16 protein-coding genes are annotated in these 19,310 nt (G+C 62.7%); 11 read left to right on the top strand and 5 right to left on the bottom strand.

Translation table 11 applies throughout. From position 1 onward, the window contains the following. Nucleotides 1–7 precede the first annotated feature (7 nt). Both BLU85_RS09575 and BLU85_RS09570 read left to right on the top strand, forming a co-directional pair. Nucleotides 8–985, top strand: coding sequence for a 2-hydroxyacid dehydrogenase (locus BLU85_RS09575; protein WP_092198272.1), 978 nt, complete (start codon nt 8–10; stop codon nt 983–985). 440 nt (nt 986–1,425) lie between these two features. Beyond that, nucleotides 1,426–3,141 carry an ATP-binding cassette domain-containing protein gene (locus tag BLU85_RS09570; protein ID WP_092198269.1) on the top strand — a complete coding sequence of 572 codons (1,716 nt, stop codon included), beginning with the start codon at nt 1,426–1,428 and terminating at the stop codon, nt 3,139–3,141. 288 nt (nt 3,142–3,429) lie between these two features. Here BLU85_RS09570 and BLU85_RS09565 read toward each other — a convergent pair whose 3' ends face one another. Next, nucleotides 3,430–3,798 (bottom strand): DUF6124 family protein, encoded by a 369-nt coding sequence (locus BLU85_RS09565; RefSeq protein WP_092198266.1) that lies wholly within the window; start codon nt 3,796–3,798, stop codon nt 3,430–3,432. Nucleotides 3,799–4,364: 566 nt separating this feature from the next. Between BLU85_RS09565 and BLU85_RS09560 the strand changes: the two genes are divergently transcribed. The 9 genes from BLU85_RS09560 (at nt 4,365) to BLU85_RS09520 (ending at nt 16,995) form a co-directional block, all read left to right on the top strand. Further along, on the top strand, nt 4,365–5,324 hold the full coding sequence (locus tag BLU85_RS09560; protein WP_039589986.1) for an AAA family ATPase: 960 nt from the start codon (nt 4,365–4,367) through the stop codon (nt 5,322–5,324). Between the two features lie 9 nt (nt 5,325–5,333). Then, entirely contained in the window at nt 5,334–6,278 is a 945-nt protein-coding gene (locus tag BLU85_RS09555) for a DUF58 domain-containing protein (protein WP_092198263.1), read from the top strand. Beyond that, the gene (locus BLU85_RS09550) at nt 6,275–6,769 is read left to right on the top strand and encodes a DUF4381 domain-containing protein (protein ID WP_092198260.1); all 495 of its coding nucleotides are present in this window, start codon (nt 6,275–6,277) and stop codon (nt 6,767–6,769) included. Before BLU85_RS09555 ends, BLU85_RS09550 begins: the two co-directional genes overlap by 4 nt. Next, complete coding sequence (locus BLU85_RS09545) at nt 6,762–7,841, top strand: vWA domain-containing protein (protein WP_092198257.1); 1,080 nt, start codon at nt 6,762–6,764, stop codon at nt 7,839–7,841. The genes BLU85_RS09550 and BLU85_RS09545 overlap by 8 nt, the downstream gene beginning before the upstream one ends. After that, nucleotides 7,838–9,574: a tetratricopeptide repeat protein gene (locus tag BLU85_RS09540; protein WP_092198254.1), complete on the top strand. Its 1,737-nt coding sequence runs from the start codon at nt 7,838–7,840 to the stop codon at nt 9,572–9,574. The genes BLU85_RS09545 and BLU85_RS09540 overlap by 4 nt, the downstream gene beginning before the upstream one ends. Continuing rightward, nucleotides 9,571–11,208: a BatD family protein gene (locus BLU85_RS09535; RefSeq protein WP_092198251.1), complete on the top strand. Its 1,638-nt coding sequence runs from the start codon at nt 9,571–9,573 to the stop codon at nt 11,206–11,208. Before BLU85_RS09540 ends, BLU85_RS09535 begins: the two co-directional genes overlap by 4 nt. 305 nt (nt 11,209–11,513) lie before the next feature. Further along, complete coding sequence (locus BLU85_RS09530) at nt 11,514–12,758, top strand: exonuclease SbcCD subunit D C-terminal domain-containing protein (RefSeq protein ID WP_092198248.1); 1,245 nt, start codon at nt 11,514–11,516, stop codon at nt 12,756–12,758. Next, nucleotides 12,755–16,396 (top strand): AAA family ATPase, encoded by a 3,642-nt coding sequence (locus BLU85_RS09525; RefSeq protein ID WP_092198245.1) that lies wholly within the window; start codon nt 12,755–12,757, stop codon nt 16,394–16,396. Before BLU85_RS09530 ends, BLU85_RS09525 begins: the two co-directional genes overlap by 4 nt. After that, a complete protein-coding gene (locus BLU85_RS09520; RefSeq protein ID WP_092198242.1) occupies nt 16,393–16,995 on the top strand; it encodes a glutathione S-transferase in 603 nt (200 codons plus the stop codon). Before BLU85_RS09525 ends, BLU85_RS09520 begins: the two co-directional genes overlap by 4 nt. 72 nt (nt 16,996–17,067) lie before the next feature. Here BLU85_RS09520 and BLU85_RS31355 read toward each other — a convergent pair whose 3' ends face one another. The 4 genes from BLU85_RS31355 to BLU85_RS09505 all read right to left on the bottom strand — a co-directional run bounded on the left by BLU85_RS31355 (nt 17,068) and on the right by BLU85_RS09505 (nt 19,162). After that, complete coding sequence (locus tag BLU85_RS31355; protein ID WP_256326513.1) at nt 17,068–17,193, bottom strand: hypothetical protein; 126 nt, start codon at nt 17,191–17,193, stop codon at nt 17,068–17,070. 174 nt (nt 17,194–17,367) lie between these two features. Continuing rightward, nucleotides 17,368–17,547, bottom strand: a complete 180-nt coding sequence (locus BLU85_RS09515; RefSeq protein WP_003202673.1) for a hypothetical protein — start codon at nt 17,545–17,547, stop codon at nt 17,368–17,370. A 156-nt stretch (nt 17,548–17,703) separates the two neighbouring features. Beyond that, nucleotides 17,704–18,879 (bottom strand): lactonase family protein, encoded by a 1,176-nt coding sequence (locus BLU85_RS09510; protein ID WP_092198239.1) that lies wholly within the window; start codon nt 18,877–18,879, stop codon nt 17,704–17,706. Next, the gene (locus BLU85_RS09505; RefSeq protein ID WP_170847558.1) at nt 18,866–19,162 is read right to left on the bottom strand and encodes a DUF5629 family protein; all 297 of its coding nucleotides are present in this window, start codon (nt 19,160–19,162) and stop codon (nt 18,866–18,868) included. Before BLU85_RS09505 ends, BLU85_RS09510 begins: the two co-directional genes overlap by 14 nt. Between the last annotated feature and the right edge of the window lie 148 nt (nt 19,163–19,310).

Genomic DNA, 19,310 nt, shown 5'->3' with positions numbered 1-19,310 from the left:
CCCATCCATGAAAAAGCACGTGGTGTTGTACAAAACGCTGTCACCTCAATTGATGGCTCGCCTGCAAGCCCAGGCCCAAGTCACGCTCATCGAACGCCTCGATGCCCAAGGCCTGGCACAACTGCGCGACGCCCTGCCCACGGCCCACGGCCTGCTGGGCGCCAGCCTCAAGCTGGATGCGGCGCTGCTGGACCTGGCGCCGAACCTGCAAGCCATCGCCAGCGTCTCGGTGGGGGTCGACAATTACGACATCGACTACCTGACCGAACGCCGGATCCTGTTGACCAATACCCCGGACGTGCTCACCGAGACCACCGCGGACACCGGTTTCGCCCTGATCCTGGCAACCGCCCGGCGCGTGGTGGAGCTGGCCAACCTGGTGCGCAGCGGCGGCTGGCAACAGAGCATCGGCCCCCGGCATTTCGGCACCGACGTCCATGGCAAGACCCTGGGCATCATCGGCATGGGGCGCATCGGCGAAGCCTTGGCCCAGCGCGGCCACTTCGGCTTCGGCATGCCGGTGCTCTACCACAGCCACTCGCCCAAGCCCGCGGTCGAGCAGCGTTTCGACGCACGCTATTGCAGCCTCGAAACATTGTTGCAGCAGGCGGACTTCGTTTGCCTGACCTTGCCCTTGACGGCTGAAACCCAAGGGCTGATCGATGCGCAGGCGTTTGCCCGAATGCGTCCCGAGACCCTCTTCATCAATATCTCCCGGGGAAAAGTGGTGGATGAAGCGGCGCTGATCGACGCCCTGCGCAACGGCCAGATCCGTGGCGCGGGGCTGGATGTGTTCGAGCACGAACCCTTGAATGCGGATTCGCCGCTGCTGCAACTGGACAACGTGGTAGCGACACCGCACATGGGCTCGGCCACCCACGAGACCCGGGAAGCGATGGCACGCTGCGCCGTGGACAACCTGCTGGCGGTATTGGCGGGGGAGCGACCGAAGAACCTGGTGAATTTGGGGGTGTGGAAAGACTGAGCAATCATCCGAGCACAGCAGCGCTTCTGTGGCGAGGGAGCGTGCTCCCGCTGGGTTGCGAAGCGCCCCTTAAAGGGCTGGATGCGGCCTGCCTGATACACCGAGGTGGCGAGCTTCGGGTCTGCTGCGCAGCCCAGCGGGAGCAAGCTCCCTCGCCACAATGGGTTTGCCGAAAAATACGGCCGACTTTCAGGGCATGTAGACGCTCCCTAAGTTACCACCTACAAATCCTGCCCTAACAAATGTACATAAAAATCTGCGGCAGGCTTTCCTTCAGATACGTCTTACCGATTGTCAGGAAGCCCCCTACGTTAACGTCGGATGTTGCGCTCTGGCTCATCCAGAAACCTGCTGCTATTCATATAACTCAATGCGCGCGCCCTTCGGTGCCGCTAACACGCCAGTTAACACCTAAACCGCAACACCTAACGGACGGTCGCATGCCATCTATACAAACACTTATTAGAACCGCATGCGAAAAACATACATCGCTTCTAACATTAACCGTCGCGACAATCATCGCACTCAAACTCATCACACTCGCCCCGCCACTGTTACTTGGAACCATCATCGACACCCTGCAAGGCAACAGAAACCCAGCATCCAGCACGCTGCTCGCACTGACGACAGGCTTGATTGTCGCGGGATGTATTCATGCCATCATCACTCCGCTGCAAATCCATGCGCTGTCCAAGCTGGTACAAAGCATTATCATGAATGCGTCCATCGAGTGGATCACCGAACTCATGGGCAAGGAGTTTTCGTTATTCAATTCCTGGAGGATCGGCCACTTCATCAAATCGGTCGAGCGCGGAATTACTGCTCACGAACAACTGCTAACGTTCATTGTGACCATTGCGCTCCCCGTACTCTTGGAGTTCCTAGTTGTTGGGGCGGCTTTTATTTATATTGGGGGCAGTGAAATCTTTTTGAGCATGACGGCGTTCGGAATCATCTATCTGGCTGCTACCCATAAAATCATCAGATGGCGGAGAAAGCACATCGATGCAGTCAGTGAGCAGGAAGATGAATTAAGTGCCCACCTCTACAACACCCTCAACGCAGGAAAAGTCATAAAACTGGAAAGCACCATACCTACGGCCCTGCGCCCGTTGAACGCGGCGTTCGGAGGCTATGCCAACGCTGCGGTAACTACAGCATCATCTGGCGGCCTGCTGAGCACCGCCAAGATATTGTTCATCAGCCTTTCCACTGGGGGATTGCTCTACTGGGGCGTCGTGGACCAACTGTCGGGGCAGCCCAGTATCAGTGTCGGGCAGCTGGTTGCCATTTTTTCAATCGCGGGGAGCTATCTGCTCAGTATTTCAACCTTGACTGAAGGGTATCGTGTTCTTGATCAGTTCCTTGCAGACCAGCGTCAATTTCAAGGTCTGCTATCACTTCCGGATTTCGATTGCAGCAATCGGCTGGCGCGAGTTGATTCCCAACGGTCCTCAGTCCTGGAACTCGGCCCCTGCGAAGTGGCAGGAGCAGGACCGCTTCGCCTGTCGATCAAGCGCTCCCTGGCATTTACTCAAGGGCAGTCAGTGGCCATTACGGGCCCTAGCGGCGCAGGCAAAACCACTTTTCTGGAAGTGCTCGCCGGACTTGATGCATCAACGCGAGACCAACTGAGTATCGACTCGGCACCGGTCTCACTTTTGACCGGTCAAGCTCACCTGGACGCCTTGAGATACTGTCCACAACAACCACGGTTTCTGGAAGGCTTTTTTGAACAATCGGTTCTGTTCGGAGGCAACGCATCGCCGATTTTGTCTAGAGCCATACAGCAATTGGAACTGGATGAGATCGTGACAACACGTCAGGTCAGCGAAAATGCATCGAATATCTCGGGAGGCGAAGCCAAACGCCTATCGCTGCTGTGCCTGATCAACAAGCCCGGAAAATTCAATATGTTCGACGAGCCAAGCGCATCCATCGAACCCAGGCTGACCACGCCCCTCTGGGACCTGTTATTCGACGTTTTTGCTGGGCAGGGGTTGATCTGTGTCACCCATGACGTTGACCACCTGCATCGGTTTGATCGGGTCATTGTGATGCATGACGGGGCAATCGTGGACGATGGTCCGTGGCGGGAGTTGGTCGACAGGCCAGCAGTCAAGCTGCTGGTGGATGAGATTAGGATGCAGAGCTAACGAAATAGGGTGGTGGATCTGCTGCCGTCATCGCGAGCAAGCTCGCTCCCACAGGTTTTTCGGTTTGCCCAGGATTTAAGGAATGACACAAGTCCCTTGTGGCGAGGGAGCTTGCTCCCGTTCGGCTGCGCGTAGGAGCTGCCGAAGGCTGCGATCTTTTGATCTTTCGCTCGGGACTCAATTGTCTGGGAAAAGATCGCAGCCTCGTTGCACTCGACAGCTCCTACACAGCTCCTACACAGCTCCTACACCGCAGCCCAGCGGGAGCATGCTCCCTCGCCACGGGGGTTATGTCGGCTGACGGGTTTCGATGTTGTCCAGTGCACGGTTCGCCAGCAGGCTGCCCAGTTCGATCAGTTGCTGAATGCCCAAGAGGAAATGCCGGCGTGAACCGTCCAGGTCGAAGGCCAGGTCATTGACCATGGCATTGGCCGAAGCCAGGGTTTCGCTGAGGTTGGCAAGCAGGCTTTCGGTGTCGATGTCTTTGTTGACGGTGAAGAGTTGGCCGGGCGCAGGTTCTGCTTCGGGTTTGTCCGGTTTGGGGTTCAGGTAATGGTCAAGGACGCGGTCGGTGACTTCGTCGTGTTTCTGGGACTTGTTTTTTGGACGCGGTGACGTTGGATCGGTGTTCGGTGGGTTCGGGGTTACTTTGAACATGAATGAATCTCCAAATCAGAAAAAGGAGACCATCAACCTCGCTACCAAACGAAGGTGGCGGCCATACGCGGGTTGGTAGACCGGTGACTTGGAGAACCGGCGCGTCCGAAGACGCCCTGCGCATGACCGCCATAAAACAGATACCAAAAAGGCCTCTGTTGCAGGGGCTGTGCGACAAGTCAAAAGCCGGGCTACCAAACCCGATCGCTGATTCCTCAACGACCCGGAAACGATAGAACCTGCCTCCCAAGCGCACAAGCCGGCGGATTCTGGCGCAGTCGTAGGCAATGGCGCAAGACAACGTAGCCCGATACAGAACACTCCTACATCTAGATAAACACCCCTTCACTTTGTGAGTGCTTCGCACTGGTGCGCCAGCCCGGTCGAGCGGGAGCAAGCTCCCTCGCCACAGCAAACCCACCCCCACAATCTTTCCAAGCCGATCACAATTCACATGGCCAATCAAAATCCCGTTAGTCGCCACCCCCCGCCATGCATTAAAGTAACGCCCCCAGCCCCGGCGTTATCCGAACGCCTGAGGCCACCCTTTCCAGGAACAGTCACCGATGGAACATCGTGAAGCGCTGCTTGCGCTGCGAACCTTTCTTTCAACGCAGATTCTCGGCCAGGAAAAACTCATCGAGCGCCTGCTCATCGCCTTGCTCGCCGACGGTCATATGCTGGTGGAGGGCGCGCCTGGGCTGGCCAAGACCAAGGCCATCAAAGAGCTGGCCGAGGGCATCGAAGCGCAGTTCCATCGTATCCAGTTCACCCCTGACCTGCTGCCCGCCGACATTACCGGCACGGAAATCTACCGGCCGGAAACCGGCAGTTTCGTGTTCCAGCAAGGGCCGATTTTCCATAACCTGGTGCTGGCGGACGAAATCAACCGCGCCCCGGCCAAGGTCCAGTCGGCCCTGCTCGAAGCCATGGCCGAGCGCCAGGTCAGTGTCGGGCGCAGCACGTATGAACTGTCGCCGCTGTTCCTGGTGATGGCCACGCAGAACCCGATCGAGCAGGAAGGCACCTACCCGCTGCCCGAAGCCCAGCTCGACCGGTTCCTGATGCACGTCAAGATCGGTTTTCCCGATGCTGCCGTGGAACGCCGCATCCTGCAGCAGGCCCGGGGTGAAGCGCTGAACGGCGAGACCAAGCCCGAGCGCCGCGTGAGCCAGCAGGCGATCTTCTCCGCACGCAAGGAAATCCTCGGGTTGTACATGGCCGACGCCGTGGAGGAGTACCTGGTGCAACTGATCATGGCCACCCGCAACCCGGCCAAGTTCGATCCGGAAATGGCCGAGTGGATCGCCTACGGCGCCAGTCCGCGGGGTTCCATCGCCCTTGACCGCTGCGCCCGTGCCCATGCCTGGCTGGCCGGGCGCGACTTTGTCAGCCCGGAAGATATCCAGGCCGTGCTGTTCGACGTGCTGCGCCATCGCATCATCCTGTCGTTCGAAGCCGAGGCCGCCGGCATCGACCAGGACCGGGTCGTGCAGCGGATTCTCGACGTCGTCGCTGTCGCTTGAGCATGAGTCATGAATAACCCCCTGGCGCCCGCACCGGGCATCCGCGTCAGCCTTTCGGAGCTGATCGAGATGCGCCATCGCGTGCGCGAGGTGCAGCTGTTCTCGACACCGGGCCAGCGCAGCCCGCTGATCGGCCTGCACCACTCCAAGCTGCGCGGGCGTGGGGTGGATTTCGACCAGGTGCGGGTCTACCAGGCCGGCGACGACGTACGCACCATCGACTGGCGTGTCACCGCCCGGACCCAGGAGCCTCACACCAAGCTGTTCCACGAAGAGCGGGAGCGGCCGATCTTCATCATGATCGAGCAAAGCCACCGGCTGTTCTTCGGCTCGGGGCTGATGTTCAAGTCGGTACTCGCCGCCCAGGCCGCCAGCCTGATCGGCTGGGCCGCGCTGGGGCATAACGACCGGGTCGGCGGCCTGGTGTTCGGTAACAACACCCATTACGAGGTCAAGCCCCGGCGCAGCAAGCAGAGCCTGTTGCAATTGCTCAACCGGCTGGTGCGGGTCAATCAGTCACTGCACACCGAGGGCGAGCCGGACCGCGACTCGTTCGGCATCGCCCTGCGCCGGGCCCGGGAAGTGCTGCGGCCCGGCAGCCTGGTGATCGTGATTTGCGACGAGCGTGCATTGTCCGACAGCGCCGAACAGCAACTGAGCCTGCTGTCGCGCCATTGCGATCTGTTGCTGCTACCGCTGTCGGACCCGCTGGATCACGCCTTGCCCGCCGCCGGCTTGCTGCGCTTCGCCCAGCGTGGCGCGCAGTTGGAGCTCGACACCCTGAATTTCGAACTGCGCCAGGCCTATCGCGCCCAGGCCGAGGCACGCCAGGCGCGTTGGGAATTGCTGGCGCAAAAGCTGCGAATCCTGATGATGCCCCTGAGTACCCAGGGCGACATGGTCGAGCAGCTGCGCGACTACCTGAACCCCAAGCGGACCGGGAAAAGCCGATGAGCAGTCTCGATCAATTGCAGCCGCTGATGGCGCCACCGCCCATTGGTTTCTGGCCGCCCGCGCCGGGCTGGTGGTTGCTACTGCTGATGTTGCCGTTGCTGGGCCTGGGGCTGTGGCAATTGCGCCGGTTCATTCCCGCCAAGCGCACCGCCGACCGCAGCGAGCAAGCCCTGGACCCGGTGCGCCTGGCCGCCCTGGCCGAACTCGCCCGGCTGCCCAAGCCCTACGACGGCGCGCCGGCCGGCGCCTGGTTGCAGCAACTCAACGGGCTGCTCAAGCGCCTGTGCCGCAACCACTACCCCTACAGCCAGAGCCACACCCTCAACGGGCGCAAATGGCTGGCCTTCCTGGATAACCGTTGCCCGGCCGCTGGCTTGACGCGCTGGATGGTATTGGTGGAAGGCGCCTACAAGCCCGAATGCAAGCTCGATGACAAAGCCATCGCCGGCCTGACCCAGGCGGTCGAAATCTGGATTCGCAAACATGTTTGAATTCGCCTGGCCGTGGGTGTTCGCCCTGTTGCCGCTGCCCTGGCTGATGCGCCTGGTGCTGCCGGCGGCCGACAGCGGCGAGCCGGCGCTCAAGGTCAGCTTCCTCGGCGACCTGGAAGGCCTGGTGGGCCGTCGGGCCCGGGCCAATCTGCCGACCTGGCGGCAACAAGCGCCCTTTATCCTGCTCTGGCTGCTGTTGCTGATCGCCGCTGCACGACCGCAGTGGCTGGGGGAACCGCTGCCCATTGCCGCCAGCGGGCGCGACCTGCTGGTGGCGGTGGACGTCTCGGGCTCCATGGACTTTCCCGACATGCAGTGGAAGGACGAAGAAGTCAGTCGCCTCGCGCTGGTCCAGCACATGCTCGGGGATTTTCTCGAAGGACGCGAAGGTGACCGGGTCGGCCTGATCCTGTTCGGCAGCCAGGCCTACTTGCAGGCACCGCTGACCTTCGACCGCCGCACCGTGCGTCGTTGGCTCGACGAGGCGCGCATCGGCATCGCTGGCAAGAATACCGCCATCGGCGACGCCATCGGCCTGGCCCTCAAGCGCCTGCGCCAGCGTCCGGCCCACAGTCGCGTATTGATCCTGGTCACCGACGGTGCCAACAACGGCGGCGAAATCGACCCGCTGACCGCCGCGCGGCTGGCCGCCGACGAAGGCGTGAAAATCTACCCGATCGGCATTGGTGCCGACCCGGAGCAAAGTGGCACGGCGGGCTTCCTCGGCGTCAACCCGAGCCTGGACCTCGACGAACCGTCCCTCAAGGAGATTGCCCAGGTCACGGGCGGTCGCTATTTTCGTGCCCAGGATGGTGAGCAATTGCTGGCGATCAAGACCACCCTCGACCAGCTCGAACCGGTGACCCAGCAACCGACCCAGGCACGCCCTGCCCTGGCGCTGTATCACTGGCCCCTGGCCGCTGCGCTGCTGTTGAGCCTATTGCTGGTGGTCAGGGCGCGCTGGCCGGACAATCCACTGCAACGCCTGTTCAACCGGCCGCTGTTCCAGCCGTCCCAACCTACCGAGTGGCGCCAGCGGCTCAAGCGCCTGCGCTTGCGGAGGCGTCGATGATCGCCCTCTGGCCGCACTGGCTGCGCCCCTGGTTCGTGTTACTGCTGCCGTTGCTGGGCTGGTTGCTCTGGCAATTGTGGCACCGGCAGAAACGGGTGGGCCGCTGGCAGATGATCTTGCCGCCGGCCTTTCATGCGGTACTGCTCAGTGGTGGCAGTGGTCGGGAAAGCCGGCTGCCGTGGATTGCCCTGGGCCTGGGCTGGCTGCTGATCGTGCTGGCGTTGCTGGGGCCAAGCTGGGCGCGGGTCGAACAGACCAGCCAGAAACCCGCCGATCCGCTGGTAGTGATACTGGAACTGACCCCGGAAATGCTCGCCACCGATGTCCCGCCCACGCGCCTGGAACAGGCCCGGCGCAAGGTGCTGGACCTGCTGCAGAACCGCAGCGATGCCCAGACCGCGATCATCGTCTATGCCGGCAGCGCCCATACGCTGGTGCCGCTGTCCGACGACCTGGCCACCAGCACCAACCTGCTCGAAGCCCTCGCGCCGTCGATCATGCCCCAAAGCGGTCATCGCGCCGACCTGGCCGTTCATAAAGCCATGGCCCTGCTGGACCAGGGTGAACTCGGCCACGGTCGGATCCTGCTGATCGGTTCGTCGTTGAACGAGCAGGAACGTGAAGGTATCCGCCAGGTCCTGGACGGTTCCGCCACCCAATGGCTGATGCTGGGCATCGGTACCCGCGAAGGCGCGCCGGTGGCCCAGGAAGATGGCAGTTACCTCAAGGATGCCCAGGGCTCGATCCTGGTACCGCGCCTGGACAACCCGGGCCTCAAGGCCTTCGCCAACGAGCTGGACGGCCGCTACCGACCGGCGCGGCTGGATGACAGCGACCTGCGTGGCCTGGGTCTGCTGGACGGTCCTCGCCATCTGCGCAGCGACGGCCAGACGTTGCGCCTGGACACCTGGGCCGACCAGGGTTATTGGCTGCTCCTGCCCTTGCTGCTGCTGGCCGCTTGCGCCGGGCGTCGAGGCTGGCTGTTCTGCCTGCCGCTGCTGTTCGTCTTGCCGCAAACCGGCCACGCTTTCGAATTCCAGGATTTGTGGTTGCGCCCCGACCAACAGGGCCAGCACTTGCTCAAGCAAAAGCGCCCGGCCGAAGCCGCCGCCCACTTCGAAGACAGCCAATGGCAAGGCGTCGCCCTGTACGAAGCCGGCCAATACAGCGAAGCCGCCCGGCGCTTCGCCGAAGGCAACGACGCCCGTGCCCACTACAATCGTGGCAATGCCCTGGCCCGAAGCGGTGAGCTGGAAGCCGCACTGGATGCCTATGAACAAGCCCTGGAATTGCAACCCGACCTGCGCCCGGCCCAGACCAACAAGGCCCTGGTTCAGAACCTGTTGAACGAACAGGCACCACCGACGCCAGAGCCCAAGCCCGCCGAGCGCGAGGAGCCGGGCCAGGCCGAGCAAACGCCGGATAGCACTTCGACGAGTCAATCTTCCGAAGCGGGCCAGCCATCCGCCGAGGCAACCGCGACCCCGGACGAATCCCAACCCCCGCGAACCGCGCAAGCGCCCACCGCCCAGGATGTGCCGGGCAGCGAACTGCCTGACGAGCAGACCACCACGCCGCCGCTGCGTCCCGCCGCCGGCCAGCGCAATGAAGAAGAACAACGCCAGGCCATGGAACAATGGCTGCGCCAGATCCCGGACAATCCCGGCGAGCTGCTCAGGCGTAAATTCTGGTATGAACAGCAAAGCCATCAGGCCCAGGGAAAAACCCCATGACCCGCTTCACCGCCTACCTCCTCGTCTTGCTGCTCTGGGCCTCTGGAACCCAGGCTGCACAGCTGACGGCCAGTGTGGACCGCAGCCGCCTGAACTCCGGGGAAACGGTGGAGCTGACCCTGGAATCCAACGACGCCACGTTGTTCGGCAAACCCGACCTGGGCCCGCTCCAGGCCTTGTTCGATGTGCGCGGCACCCGTCAGGTCAACCAGTTGACGACCCTCGACGGCGAGAACCGCGCCACCACCCGCTGGATCGTCACCCTGCTGCCGCGCCAGAGCGGCACCGTGATCATTCCCCCGCTGCAACTGGGCGAAGTGACCAGCCAGCCGATCACCTTGCAAGTCATCGAAAGCGAAACCCGCAATGCGTCCGGGACCCTGGCGCCGGTGTTCATCGAGGCCAGCCTCGACCAGACCCAGGTGTATGTGCAGGCCCAGGCAATCCTGACATTGCGCATCTACCATTCGGTGTCGCTGTACGACGACAGCAGCCTGACGCCGCTGCATATCCCCGATGCCCGCACCGAACAACTGGGCGAATCGCGCACCTATGAAAAGGTCATCAACGATGTGCGCCACGGCGTGATCGAACTGCGTTATGGCATCTACCCGCAGCGCAGCGGCGAACTGACGATCCCGGCCCAGACCTTCAGCGCCACTCTGGTCGAACCGGTGGCCCAGGACGCGGCCCCTTCGGGCCCCAAGCCCGGCCAATTGATGCGGGTAAGCTCCGAGCTATTGCAGTTGAACGTCAAGCCCAAGCCCGCCAGCTACCCGGCCGACGTGCCCTGGTTGCCGGCCCGCAGCCTGTCCTTGAGCGAGAGCTGGAGCCCGGAACCGACCCACAGCCAGGTGGGCGACTCCCTGACCCGCAGCCTGACCCTGGAAGCCGAAGGCCTGGCCAGCGCCCAATTACCACCGCTGCCGGCCACTGAGATCAACGGCCTGCGACGTTATCCGGACCAGCCGGTACTCAGCAGCCGCAGCAGTGAACGCGGGCTGGTGGGCAGCCGCGAAGACCGCGAGGCGCTGGTGCCCAACCGTAGCGGCACCATCGAGCTGCCACCGGTGGAAGTGGTCTGGTGGAACACCCTGGAAGATCACCTGGACCGCACCAGCCTCCCGGCGCGGACCCTGCAGGTGGCGAACAATCCGAGCCTGATGGTGGATACACCCGCCGGCACGGCGCAGATCGTGACGACGGTCGACAGCGAGACCCTGTGGTATTGGCAACTGAGCAGCCTGATCCTGGCCTGCACGACGCTGCTCGGCTTTGGCTTGTGGTGGCGCGCCCGTTGGCAGCCGGCCGTCCTGCGCTCGACCCAGGCCGGACCGAGCCCGCGCACCCTGCTGGACGACCTCAAGCGCACCTGCCTGGCCAACGACCCCCACGCCACCCGCCAGGCCCTGGACGCCTGGGCCCGCCAGCAACCGGAAACCCTGGCCGACATGGCGGCGCGCTTCGTGCCGCTGTCCGACGCCCTGGATGGCCTCAACGGCGCGCTCTACAGCGAGACCGGCCAGCATTGGCAAGGCGAAGACCTGTGGCGCGCCATCCGCACCATCCCGCCTACCGAAGGGGCGCTGGATTCGGCCGGTGATTCCGGGTTGCCGCCGCTTTACCCCAAGTAACTCACGCATTGATGCAGAGCAATAAAGCCAGCCACAGCACCTGTGGCGAGGGGATTTATCCCCGCTGGGCTGCGAAGCGGCCCCAACACTGTCGACGCCATCAAACAGACAAATGAAGATGCAGGATTCCAAGGCTGCTTCGCAGCCTATCGGGGATAAATCCCCTCGCCACAGAGTTGACTCCAGACTTGATCGGTACATCCAACGAAGTTGAACAAGTCCTCCCCCCCGTTTCCCAGTAAACTCTCCTTCTTTTAGCCGCCCTTCTCTTCATCGCGGCCATCATCTGTTTTCTGGAGTTTGCCTTGCGTCTGTTTCACACCTCCGACTGGCACCTGGGGCAAAACCTGCACGGTCAGGAACGGGATTTCGAACACGCCTGTTTCCTCGACTGGCTGCTGCGTCAGCTGACCCACGAAAAACCCGACGCGCTGCTGATCGCCGGCGACATCTTCGACACCGTCAACCCGCCGGTCAAAGCCCAGGAGCGGCTCTACGACTTCATCGTCAGCGCCCATGAGCAAAACGCCAACCTGACCATCGTGATGATCGCCGGCAACCATGACTCCGGCTCGCGCATCGAGCTGCCTGCGCCGCTGATGCGCCGCTTGCGCACCCACGCCCTGGGCCGGGTGTTGTGGCTGGACGACGGCCAACTGGACGTCGAGCGCCTGTTGTTGCCATTGCCCGATGCCAAGGGCAAGGTCAAGGCATGGTGCCTGGCCCTGCCGTTCCTGCGCCCCGCCGAAGTCACCGGCGCGCAACTGGGCGACGACTACCTGCGAGGTATCGGTCAGGTGCATGAGTGGCTGATCGCCGCGGCCAACAGCAAGCGCAAGAAAGGTCAGGCGCTGATTGCCATCAGTCATGCGCACATGGCCGGCGGTTCGGTGTCCGAGGACTCCGAGCGCAGCCTGATCATCGGCAACGCCGAGGCCCTGCCCGCCAGTCTGTTCGGCCCGAGCATCAGCTACGTCGCCCTCGGCCACTTGCACAAACCGCAGAAGGTCAACGGCGAAGAGCGCATCCGCTACAGCGGCTCGCCGATCCCACTGTCATTCTCGGAAATTGGCTACCAGCATCAGATTCTCGACATCACCCTGGACGGCGAAACCCTGGTCAAGGTCGAACCGCGCCTGATTCCCCGGGCCGTCAACCTGCAACGCCTGGGCCCGGCTCCCCTGGCCGATATCCTTGGGCAGCTCAAGGCGCTGCCCGACATCGACCTGCTGGCCGACATCCAGCGCCAACCCTGGCTGGAAGTGCGGGTGCGCCTCGACGAACCGCAGCCGGACCTGCGCCACCAGGTTGAAACCGCACTGCAAGGCAAGGCCGTGCGCCTGGTACGGATCGCCGCCGAGTACGCCGGCAACGGTGGCGCCGGCAGTGCCGATGACGACAACGCGCTGGTGGAACTGGATCAACTCAGCCCGCAGGAACTGTTCAGCCGCGCCTGGCAGGACACCTATGGCAACGAAGTGGATGAACAGACCCTCAAGGACTTTGCCGTGCTGTTGCAAGACGTGCAGATGGAGAGCGAGCAACCATGAAGATCCTCGCGATCCGCCTGAAGAACCTGGCGTCCCTGGCCGGGCCGTTTGAAATCGATTTCACCGCCGAACCCTTGGCCAGCGCCGGCCTGTTCGCCATTACCGGTCCCACCGGCGCCGGCAAGAGCACGCTGCTCGACGCCTTGTGCCTGGCGCTGTTCGGCGCCGTGCCGCGCCTCAACAATACCGGTCGCGATGCCAAGGTGCCGGACGTCGATGGCGAGATTGCCACGGGCGATCCGCGCACGCTGTTGCGCCGTGGCACCGGCGATGGCTTTGCCGAAGTGGATTTTCGCGGCATCGACGGGCGCCGCTACCGGGCCCGCTGGGAAGCCAATCGCGCCCGGGAAAAGGCCGGCGGCAAGTTGCAAGCCAGCCGCCAGAGCCTGCGGGACCTGGACAACGATCAGCTGCTGGCGAGCCAGAAAGGCGAATACAAGACTCAGCTCGAAGCCGCACTGGGCCTGAACTTCGAGCAGTTCACCCGCGCCGTGTTGCTGGCCCAGAGCGAGTTCAGCGCGTTCCTCAAGGCCGACGACAACGACCGCAGCGAACTGCTGGAAAAACTCACCGACACCGCCCTGTATACCCGCCTCGGCCGCCGCGCCTTCGACAAGGCCAAGCAAGCCAAGGAAACCCATAAACAGCTGCTGGACCAGGCCACCGGTGTCACCCCGTTGGCCCCCGAAGCCCGGGCCGAGCTCGACCAGCGCTTCAACGACGCCCAGCAACACCTCAAGGCCCAACAGGCGCAACTCAAGCAACTGGAGCTGCAACACACCTGGCTGCGCGACCTGCGCCAATTGCAGGATGAACACGCCAGCGCCGCCGAACAGCTGCAACAGGCCCAGGCCGATTGGAACGCCCTGGCCGACGAACGCCTGAAGCTGACCCGCCTGGAACAGCTGGCGCCCCAGCGCCATCAGTTCATCCGCCAGGCGGAACTGAGCCGGCAGCTCGAACCCTTGGCCGCGCAGATCCAGCAGCTCACCCAGCGGCAAATCGACCTGCACCAACAGCAAGCCGAACTGGAAAAAGGCCTGGTCGTCACGCAACTGGCATTGGCCGCGGCCCGGCAACAAAGCAGCGACAGCGCGCCGCTATTGCGCCAGGCTTTCGAGGAACAAAGCACCCTCGCCCGTCTCGTCAGAGACGCCGGCCAGGCCGCCGAGCACCAGGACCAGGCGCAACAAGCCTGCACCGAAGGCCAGCGCGCCATCGACACCTTGCTCGAACAGCAGAAACAGGTGGCCGAGCGCTTGCAGCGCATCGCCGACGAGCTTGAACAAAGCACGCACCTGGCACCGCTGAGCGACGCCTGGAACGCCTATCGCGATCGCCTCCAACAACTGATGCTGATCGGCAATCGCCTGAACCAGGGCCAGGCCGAACTCTCCATGCTGGAGCAAGGCGCTGCCCGTGCCGCCGAGGAACTGGCCAGCCGCCGACAAGACCTCGAGGTGCTGTACAAGGAAGCTGGCGCCGAGCCGGAGGCCGTGGCCGAACAGATCCAATTGCTCGGCACCCTGCTGCAAGACAACCGCAAGCAACTGCGTGCCTTCGAAGACCTGACCCGGTTGTGGGCCAGTCAGCAAGAGCTGGACAACCGGGGTGCCGAGCTTGAGCGACGCCAACAACAGGCGTTGCAGGAACGTGACCGCCTGGTGCGCGAGGGTGGCGAAGCCAAGGCCGAGCTGACCATCGCCGAACAGACCCTGACCGTGACCCGCGAACTGCTGGAGCGCCAGCGCCTGGCCCGCAGCGAAAGCGTCGAACAACTGCGCGCACAGTTGCAGGACGAGCAGCCCTGCCCGGTGTGTGGCAGCGTCGAGCACCCTTATCATCAGCCCGAAGCCCTGTTGGAAAACCTCGGACGCTTCGATGAAGCCGAAGAGGCCAACGCCCGCAAAGCCGTCGAGCGGCTCAATGAAACAGTCATCGACCTGCGGGCGCAATACAGCGGGGTCATCGCCCAGCTCAAGGAACTCAAGCAACAACAGGAACAGCTCGCCAGCCAGCAACAGAGCCTGGCCCCCAGCCTGGAGGCCCACCCGTTGTCGGCGCAACTGCTGGCCCAGGATTCGGGCAAGCGCGACGCCTGGCTGGCCCAACAGAACAGCCAATTGCACCTGCGCATCAGCCAGGACGAACAACGCCAAGCCGCCCTGCTGACCCTGCAGCAGGACGCCGCACGCCTGGGCCAGCGCTTGCGCGAGGCCGAAACGGCCAGCCAGCAGGCGTCACACCACCTGGGCAACCAGCAGCAAGCACTGGCCCGCGACCGCCAGCGCCTGGACGAGGAACTGGACCACTTCAGCGCCCTGCTGCCGGCGGACACCTTGCAGGCCTTGCGCAACGAGCCCGCCGCGACTTTCCTGCAGCTCGACCAGCAGATTGCCCAACGCCTGGAGCAACTGGAACAGCAGCGCGACGAACTGGACGAACAACGCCAGCGCCAGCAGACCCTGGAGAAAGAGCAGGACCGCCAGCAGACCCGCGTCCAGCAGCTGGAAGCGGCCCGCTTGCAATTCAGCGCCCTGAGCGAACAACAGCAAGCCTGCCAGGAGAAACTCGCGCAACTGCTCGGCGAGCACCTCAGCGCCGAACAATGGCAACAACAACTCGACCAGCGCCTGGAACAGACCCGGGAGGCCGAGGCGACGGCCAATCAGCAGTTGCAGCAAGTGCGCAACAGCCTTGTGCAACTGGCCGCCGAACTCAAGGCCCGCCGGGAGCAGGCGCAATCCCTGGACCACGAACTTCAGGCATTGACCACGGGTATCGCGCAGTGGCGCACCGGCCATCCTGAACTGGACGATGCCGCCCTCGAAGCCCTGCTCAGCCTGGACGAGCAACACGTCGGCCAGTTGCGCCAGCGCTTGCTCAACAGCGAAAAGGCCATCGAACAGGCCAGCGTATTGCTCACCGAACGCGAGCAGCGCCTGCACAACCACCAGGCCCAGCACAACGGTAACCTGGCGCCCGAGCGACTCGCCGAAGCCCTCGCCGAACTGCAAGCTCAATTCGCCGTCAGCGAACAGCGTTGCGCCGAACTGCGTGCCGAACAGGCCGAGGACCAGCGCCGACAGAACGCCAACCAAGCCCTGGCCCAGCAGATCGAACAGGCCTACGCCGAATACCAGCGCTGGGCGCGCCTCGATGCCCTGATCGGCTCGGCTACCGGCGACCGCTTCCGCAAGCTGGCCCAGGCCTACAACCTCGACTTGCTGGTGCATCACGCCAATGCCCAACTGCGGCAATTGGTGCGCCGCTACCGGCTCAAGCGTGGCGGCAGCATGCTCGGTCTGCTGGTGATGGACACGGAAATGGGGGATGAACTGCGCTCGGTGCATTCGTTGTCCGGCGGCGAAACCTTCCTGGTGTCCCTCGCCCTGGCCTTGGGCCTGGCCTCGATGGCGTCCAGCACATTGAAGATCGAATCGCTGTTCATCGACGAAGGCTTCGGCAGCCTCGATCCCGAATCACTGCAACTGGCGATGGACGCCCTCGACGGCTTGCAGGCCCAAGGCCGCAAGGTCGCGGTGATTTCCCACGTGCAGGAAATGCACGAGCGGATCCCGGTGCAGATCCAGGTGCGACGCCAAGGCAACGGGTTGAGCACCGTGGAGGTGAAATGAGCCGCGCCACGCTCTATTCCTTTCGCCGCTGCCCCTATGCGATGCGAGCGCGCATGGCCTTGCGCTACAGCGCGGTCGACGTGGCGATTGTCGAAGTCAGCCTGAAGGCCAAGCCCGCCGAGATGCTCGCCCTCTCCAGCAAAGGCACGGTGCCGGTGCTGCAGGTCGATGGCCGGGTGATCGATGAAAGCCTGGAGATCATGAACTGGGCCTTGGCCCGGCACGACCCGCAAGACTGGCGGCTACGGGACAACGTCGATGGCCAGGCGTTGACGGCGGCGTTGATCGAGGAAAACGACCAGGTGTTCAAGCTGCACTTGAATCGCTACAAATACCCCGAGCGCTACCCCGAGCACCCGAAGGAACATTACCGCAGCCAGGGCGAAGACTTTCTGCGCCGCCTGGAGGTACTGCTTGAAACCCGGCCGTTTCTGGCAGCTGAGCACCAGAGCCTGGCGGACGTGGCAGTGATACCCTTCATACGGCAATTCGCCCACGTCGACCGCGACTGGTTTGCCCAGGCACCCTATCCGCGGCTACAGGATTGGCTGCAGAGGTTCCTGGCGTCGGAGCTGTTCGTGGCGATCATGGCCAAGTAACGCCCTGCACAAAACCCTTGTGGCGAGGGCAAGCCTTGCTCCCACAAAATATCAATAACCGGCCTGGTCCGATCAATCGCTCAGCAGACTCAATAAGCGCTCGCGCGCCACTTCCAACTCACCGGTATCCGGTTGGGCCGCCGAGACAATCGGCGTGGAGTAGAGAAACAGCAGCATCACTGCCAGACGCATCGCCATGGTGTCGATCCTTATCTGCGAAGGAGTCAATTTGTCAGCGTCAAATTTAAACACATGGCCAAGTGATATTACAGCGGGACTTTTCCAGAAACGGCGAAGCCTGCGATCTTTTCTCTTTCACCCGGTGTTCAGTGAAGATGAAAAGATCGCAGGCTTCAGGCGTTGCGCGAGATTTCAGTGTTGGGTCTTGTGGTCCAGCGCCGCATAGAAGTTGGCGCTTTGTTGCAGGTATTTCTCGGTGTAGCTCTGGGTACGGTTTTTCTTGTCGCTGATCTCGACACTGGCACTGGCGGGCAGCGCCACGGTGGCAGAGATGGCGGAAGCGGCGATCACGGAGAAGAGATTCAGATTCATGGCGGTAGACCTCGGATTCAGTTGGCTGACTTGCCCGGTTGGGCCGTGGAGCAAACTTACGCGCCGAGGCGTCTCGCTTTGAAATGCTTTGTAGTACTAGCGAATATCAGTCTCGTTGATACAACAGCGCAGGCCTTGAAAAACAAGGCCTGCGGTCTATTGACGCAGCATGAACTTCAAGTCGCTCGGCGCATCCATCGGCATTTTCTGCACGGTTTTACCCAGCAGGCCGGTCTTTGGATCGCGCTCGACCACCACGATCTGGTTGCTCTTCTGATTGGCAATCAGCAGGAATTTTCCGCTCGGGTCGAGGCTGAACTCCCGCGGATGATCGCCTTCGACCGAGCGCCGCTGCAGCTCTTTGAGCGTGCCCGCAGCCGGGTCAATGGCGAACACCAGCACTTCGTTGGTGGTGCCACGGTTACTGACGTAGAGGAACTTGCCGTCGCTGGAAGCATGCAGCGCAGCCGCCGCCCGGCCCGGCTGGGGTTTGCCAGCGGCCAGGTCGACCAGTTGGCGCTGGGTCAGGCGGCCGTCCTGGTAATCGAACACCGCCACTTGCGCGCTCATTTCCATGGTCAGCCAGGCGTGCTTGCCGTCAGCGCTGAACAGCAGGTGACGCGGTCCACTGCCAGGTGGCAATTGCACGAAGGCCGGATCGGCGGCAGTCAGCGGCAGCTCGGGATTGGCCTTGGGGTCGTAGCGGTAGATGAACACCTTGTCCGCCCCCAGGTCGTTGGCGAACACGTACTTGCCATCGGGCGACGAGACCGCCGAGTGCACGTGGGCCGACATCTGCCGCTCAGGGTTGACCCGGCTCGGTTGATGGCTGCTCAGTTGCACCACCGGCGACAGTTTGCCGTCGGCGCCCACCGGCAATACCGCCAGGGTGCCGCCCGGGTCCTCCAGCACCGAATAGTTGCTGACCAGCAGATGCCGGCCATCGCCGCTGAGGCTGGAGTGAGTCGGCTCGTTGCCCAGGGATTGCACCTGGTTGATCAGGCTGATGGCATGGGTCTTCGGGTCGATGGCATAGCTGCTGACCTTGCCCACCGGGTCTTTCTGGCCCGGACCGTTTTCGTTGACCACGAACAGCCGGGTCATGTCGCTGGACAGCGTCAGCCATGAAGGATTGTCAGTCTTGATCACTTGCAACGGGTTGGCATCGAGCTGGCCAGTGCGGCTGTCGAACTGCAATCGATAGATGCCCTGGCTCTGGCCGGCGGTGTAGGAACCCACCAGCACTTGATGGCGCTCGCTGGTATCCGCCTGGACGCCCATGGCACCCACGCTGCCGGCCATCAACAATGGCCAGAGCCTACGCATTTTCATCTTCGTCATCCTCATCGTCGTGGCCGCTGGTGGCGTCCACGCATTCCAGACGGTGGTCACCTGAATCACTGGTGATGATCCAGTGATTCGAAGCCTTGTCGAACGTCGCGGCCTGCATTTGCGCCGGCGTGAAACGCCAGTGCTCGAGGGTGCGGCCGTTCATGCACTCGACGTGCAGTTGGTCCTGATCGTCGAGCTCAAAATTGAAAGCGTGCAGCCCGTCGATAATCAGCATGTCGCAGGAGTCGAGGGCTTGCAGCAGGGGAGCGGTTACGGCAGTCATGGTGATCAGTCGGTCTTTGGGAAAGTAGCCATGATAACCCAATGGGCGAGTGGGCCTTGGGCCATAAGGTTCAAAAGCACCTTTGACTGGTAGATCGCCATCGCGAGCAGGCTCGCTCCCACACAGGATCAGCGGTGGCCCCCACTTC

Origin of the sequence: Pseudomonas sp. NFACC14 (genome assembly GCF_900106885.1) — a bacterium.
In the GTDB taxonomy this organism is placed as follows: Bacteria; Pseudomonadota; Gammaproteobacteria; order Pseudomonadales; family Pseudomonadaceae; genus Aquipseudomonas; species Aquipseudomonas fluorescens_AA.
The sequence above is the reverse complement of the archived record's forward strand: the minus strand, read 5'-3'. Positions and strand labels throughout refer to the sequence as shown.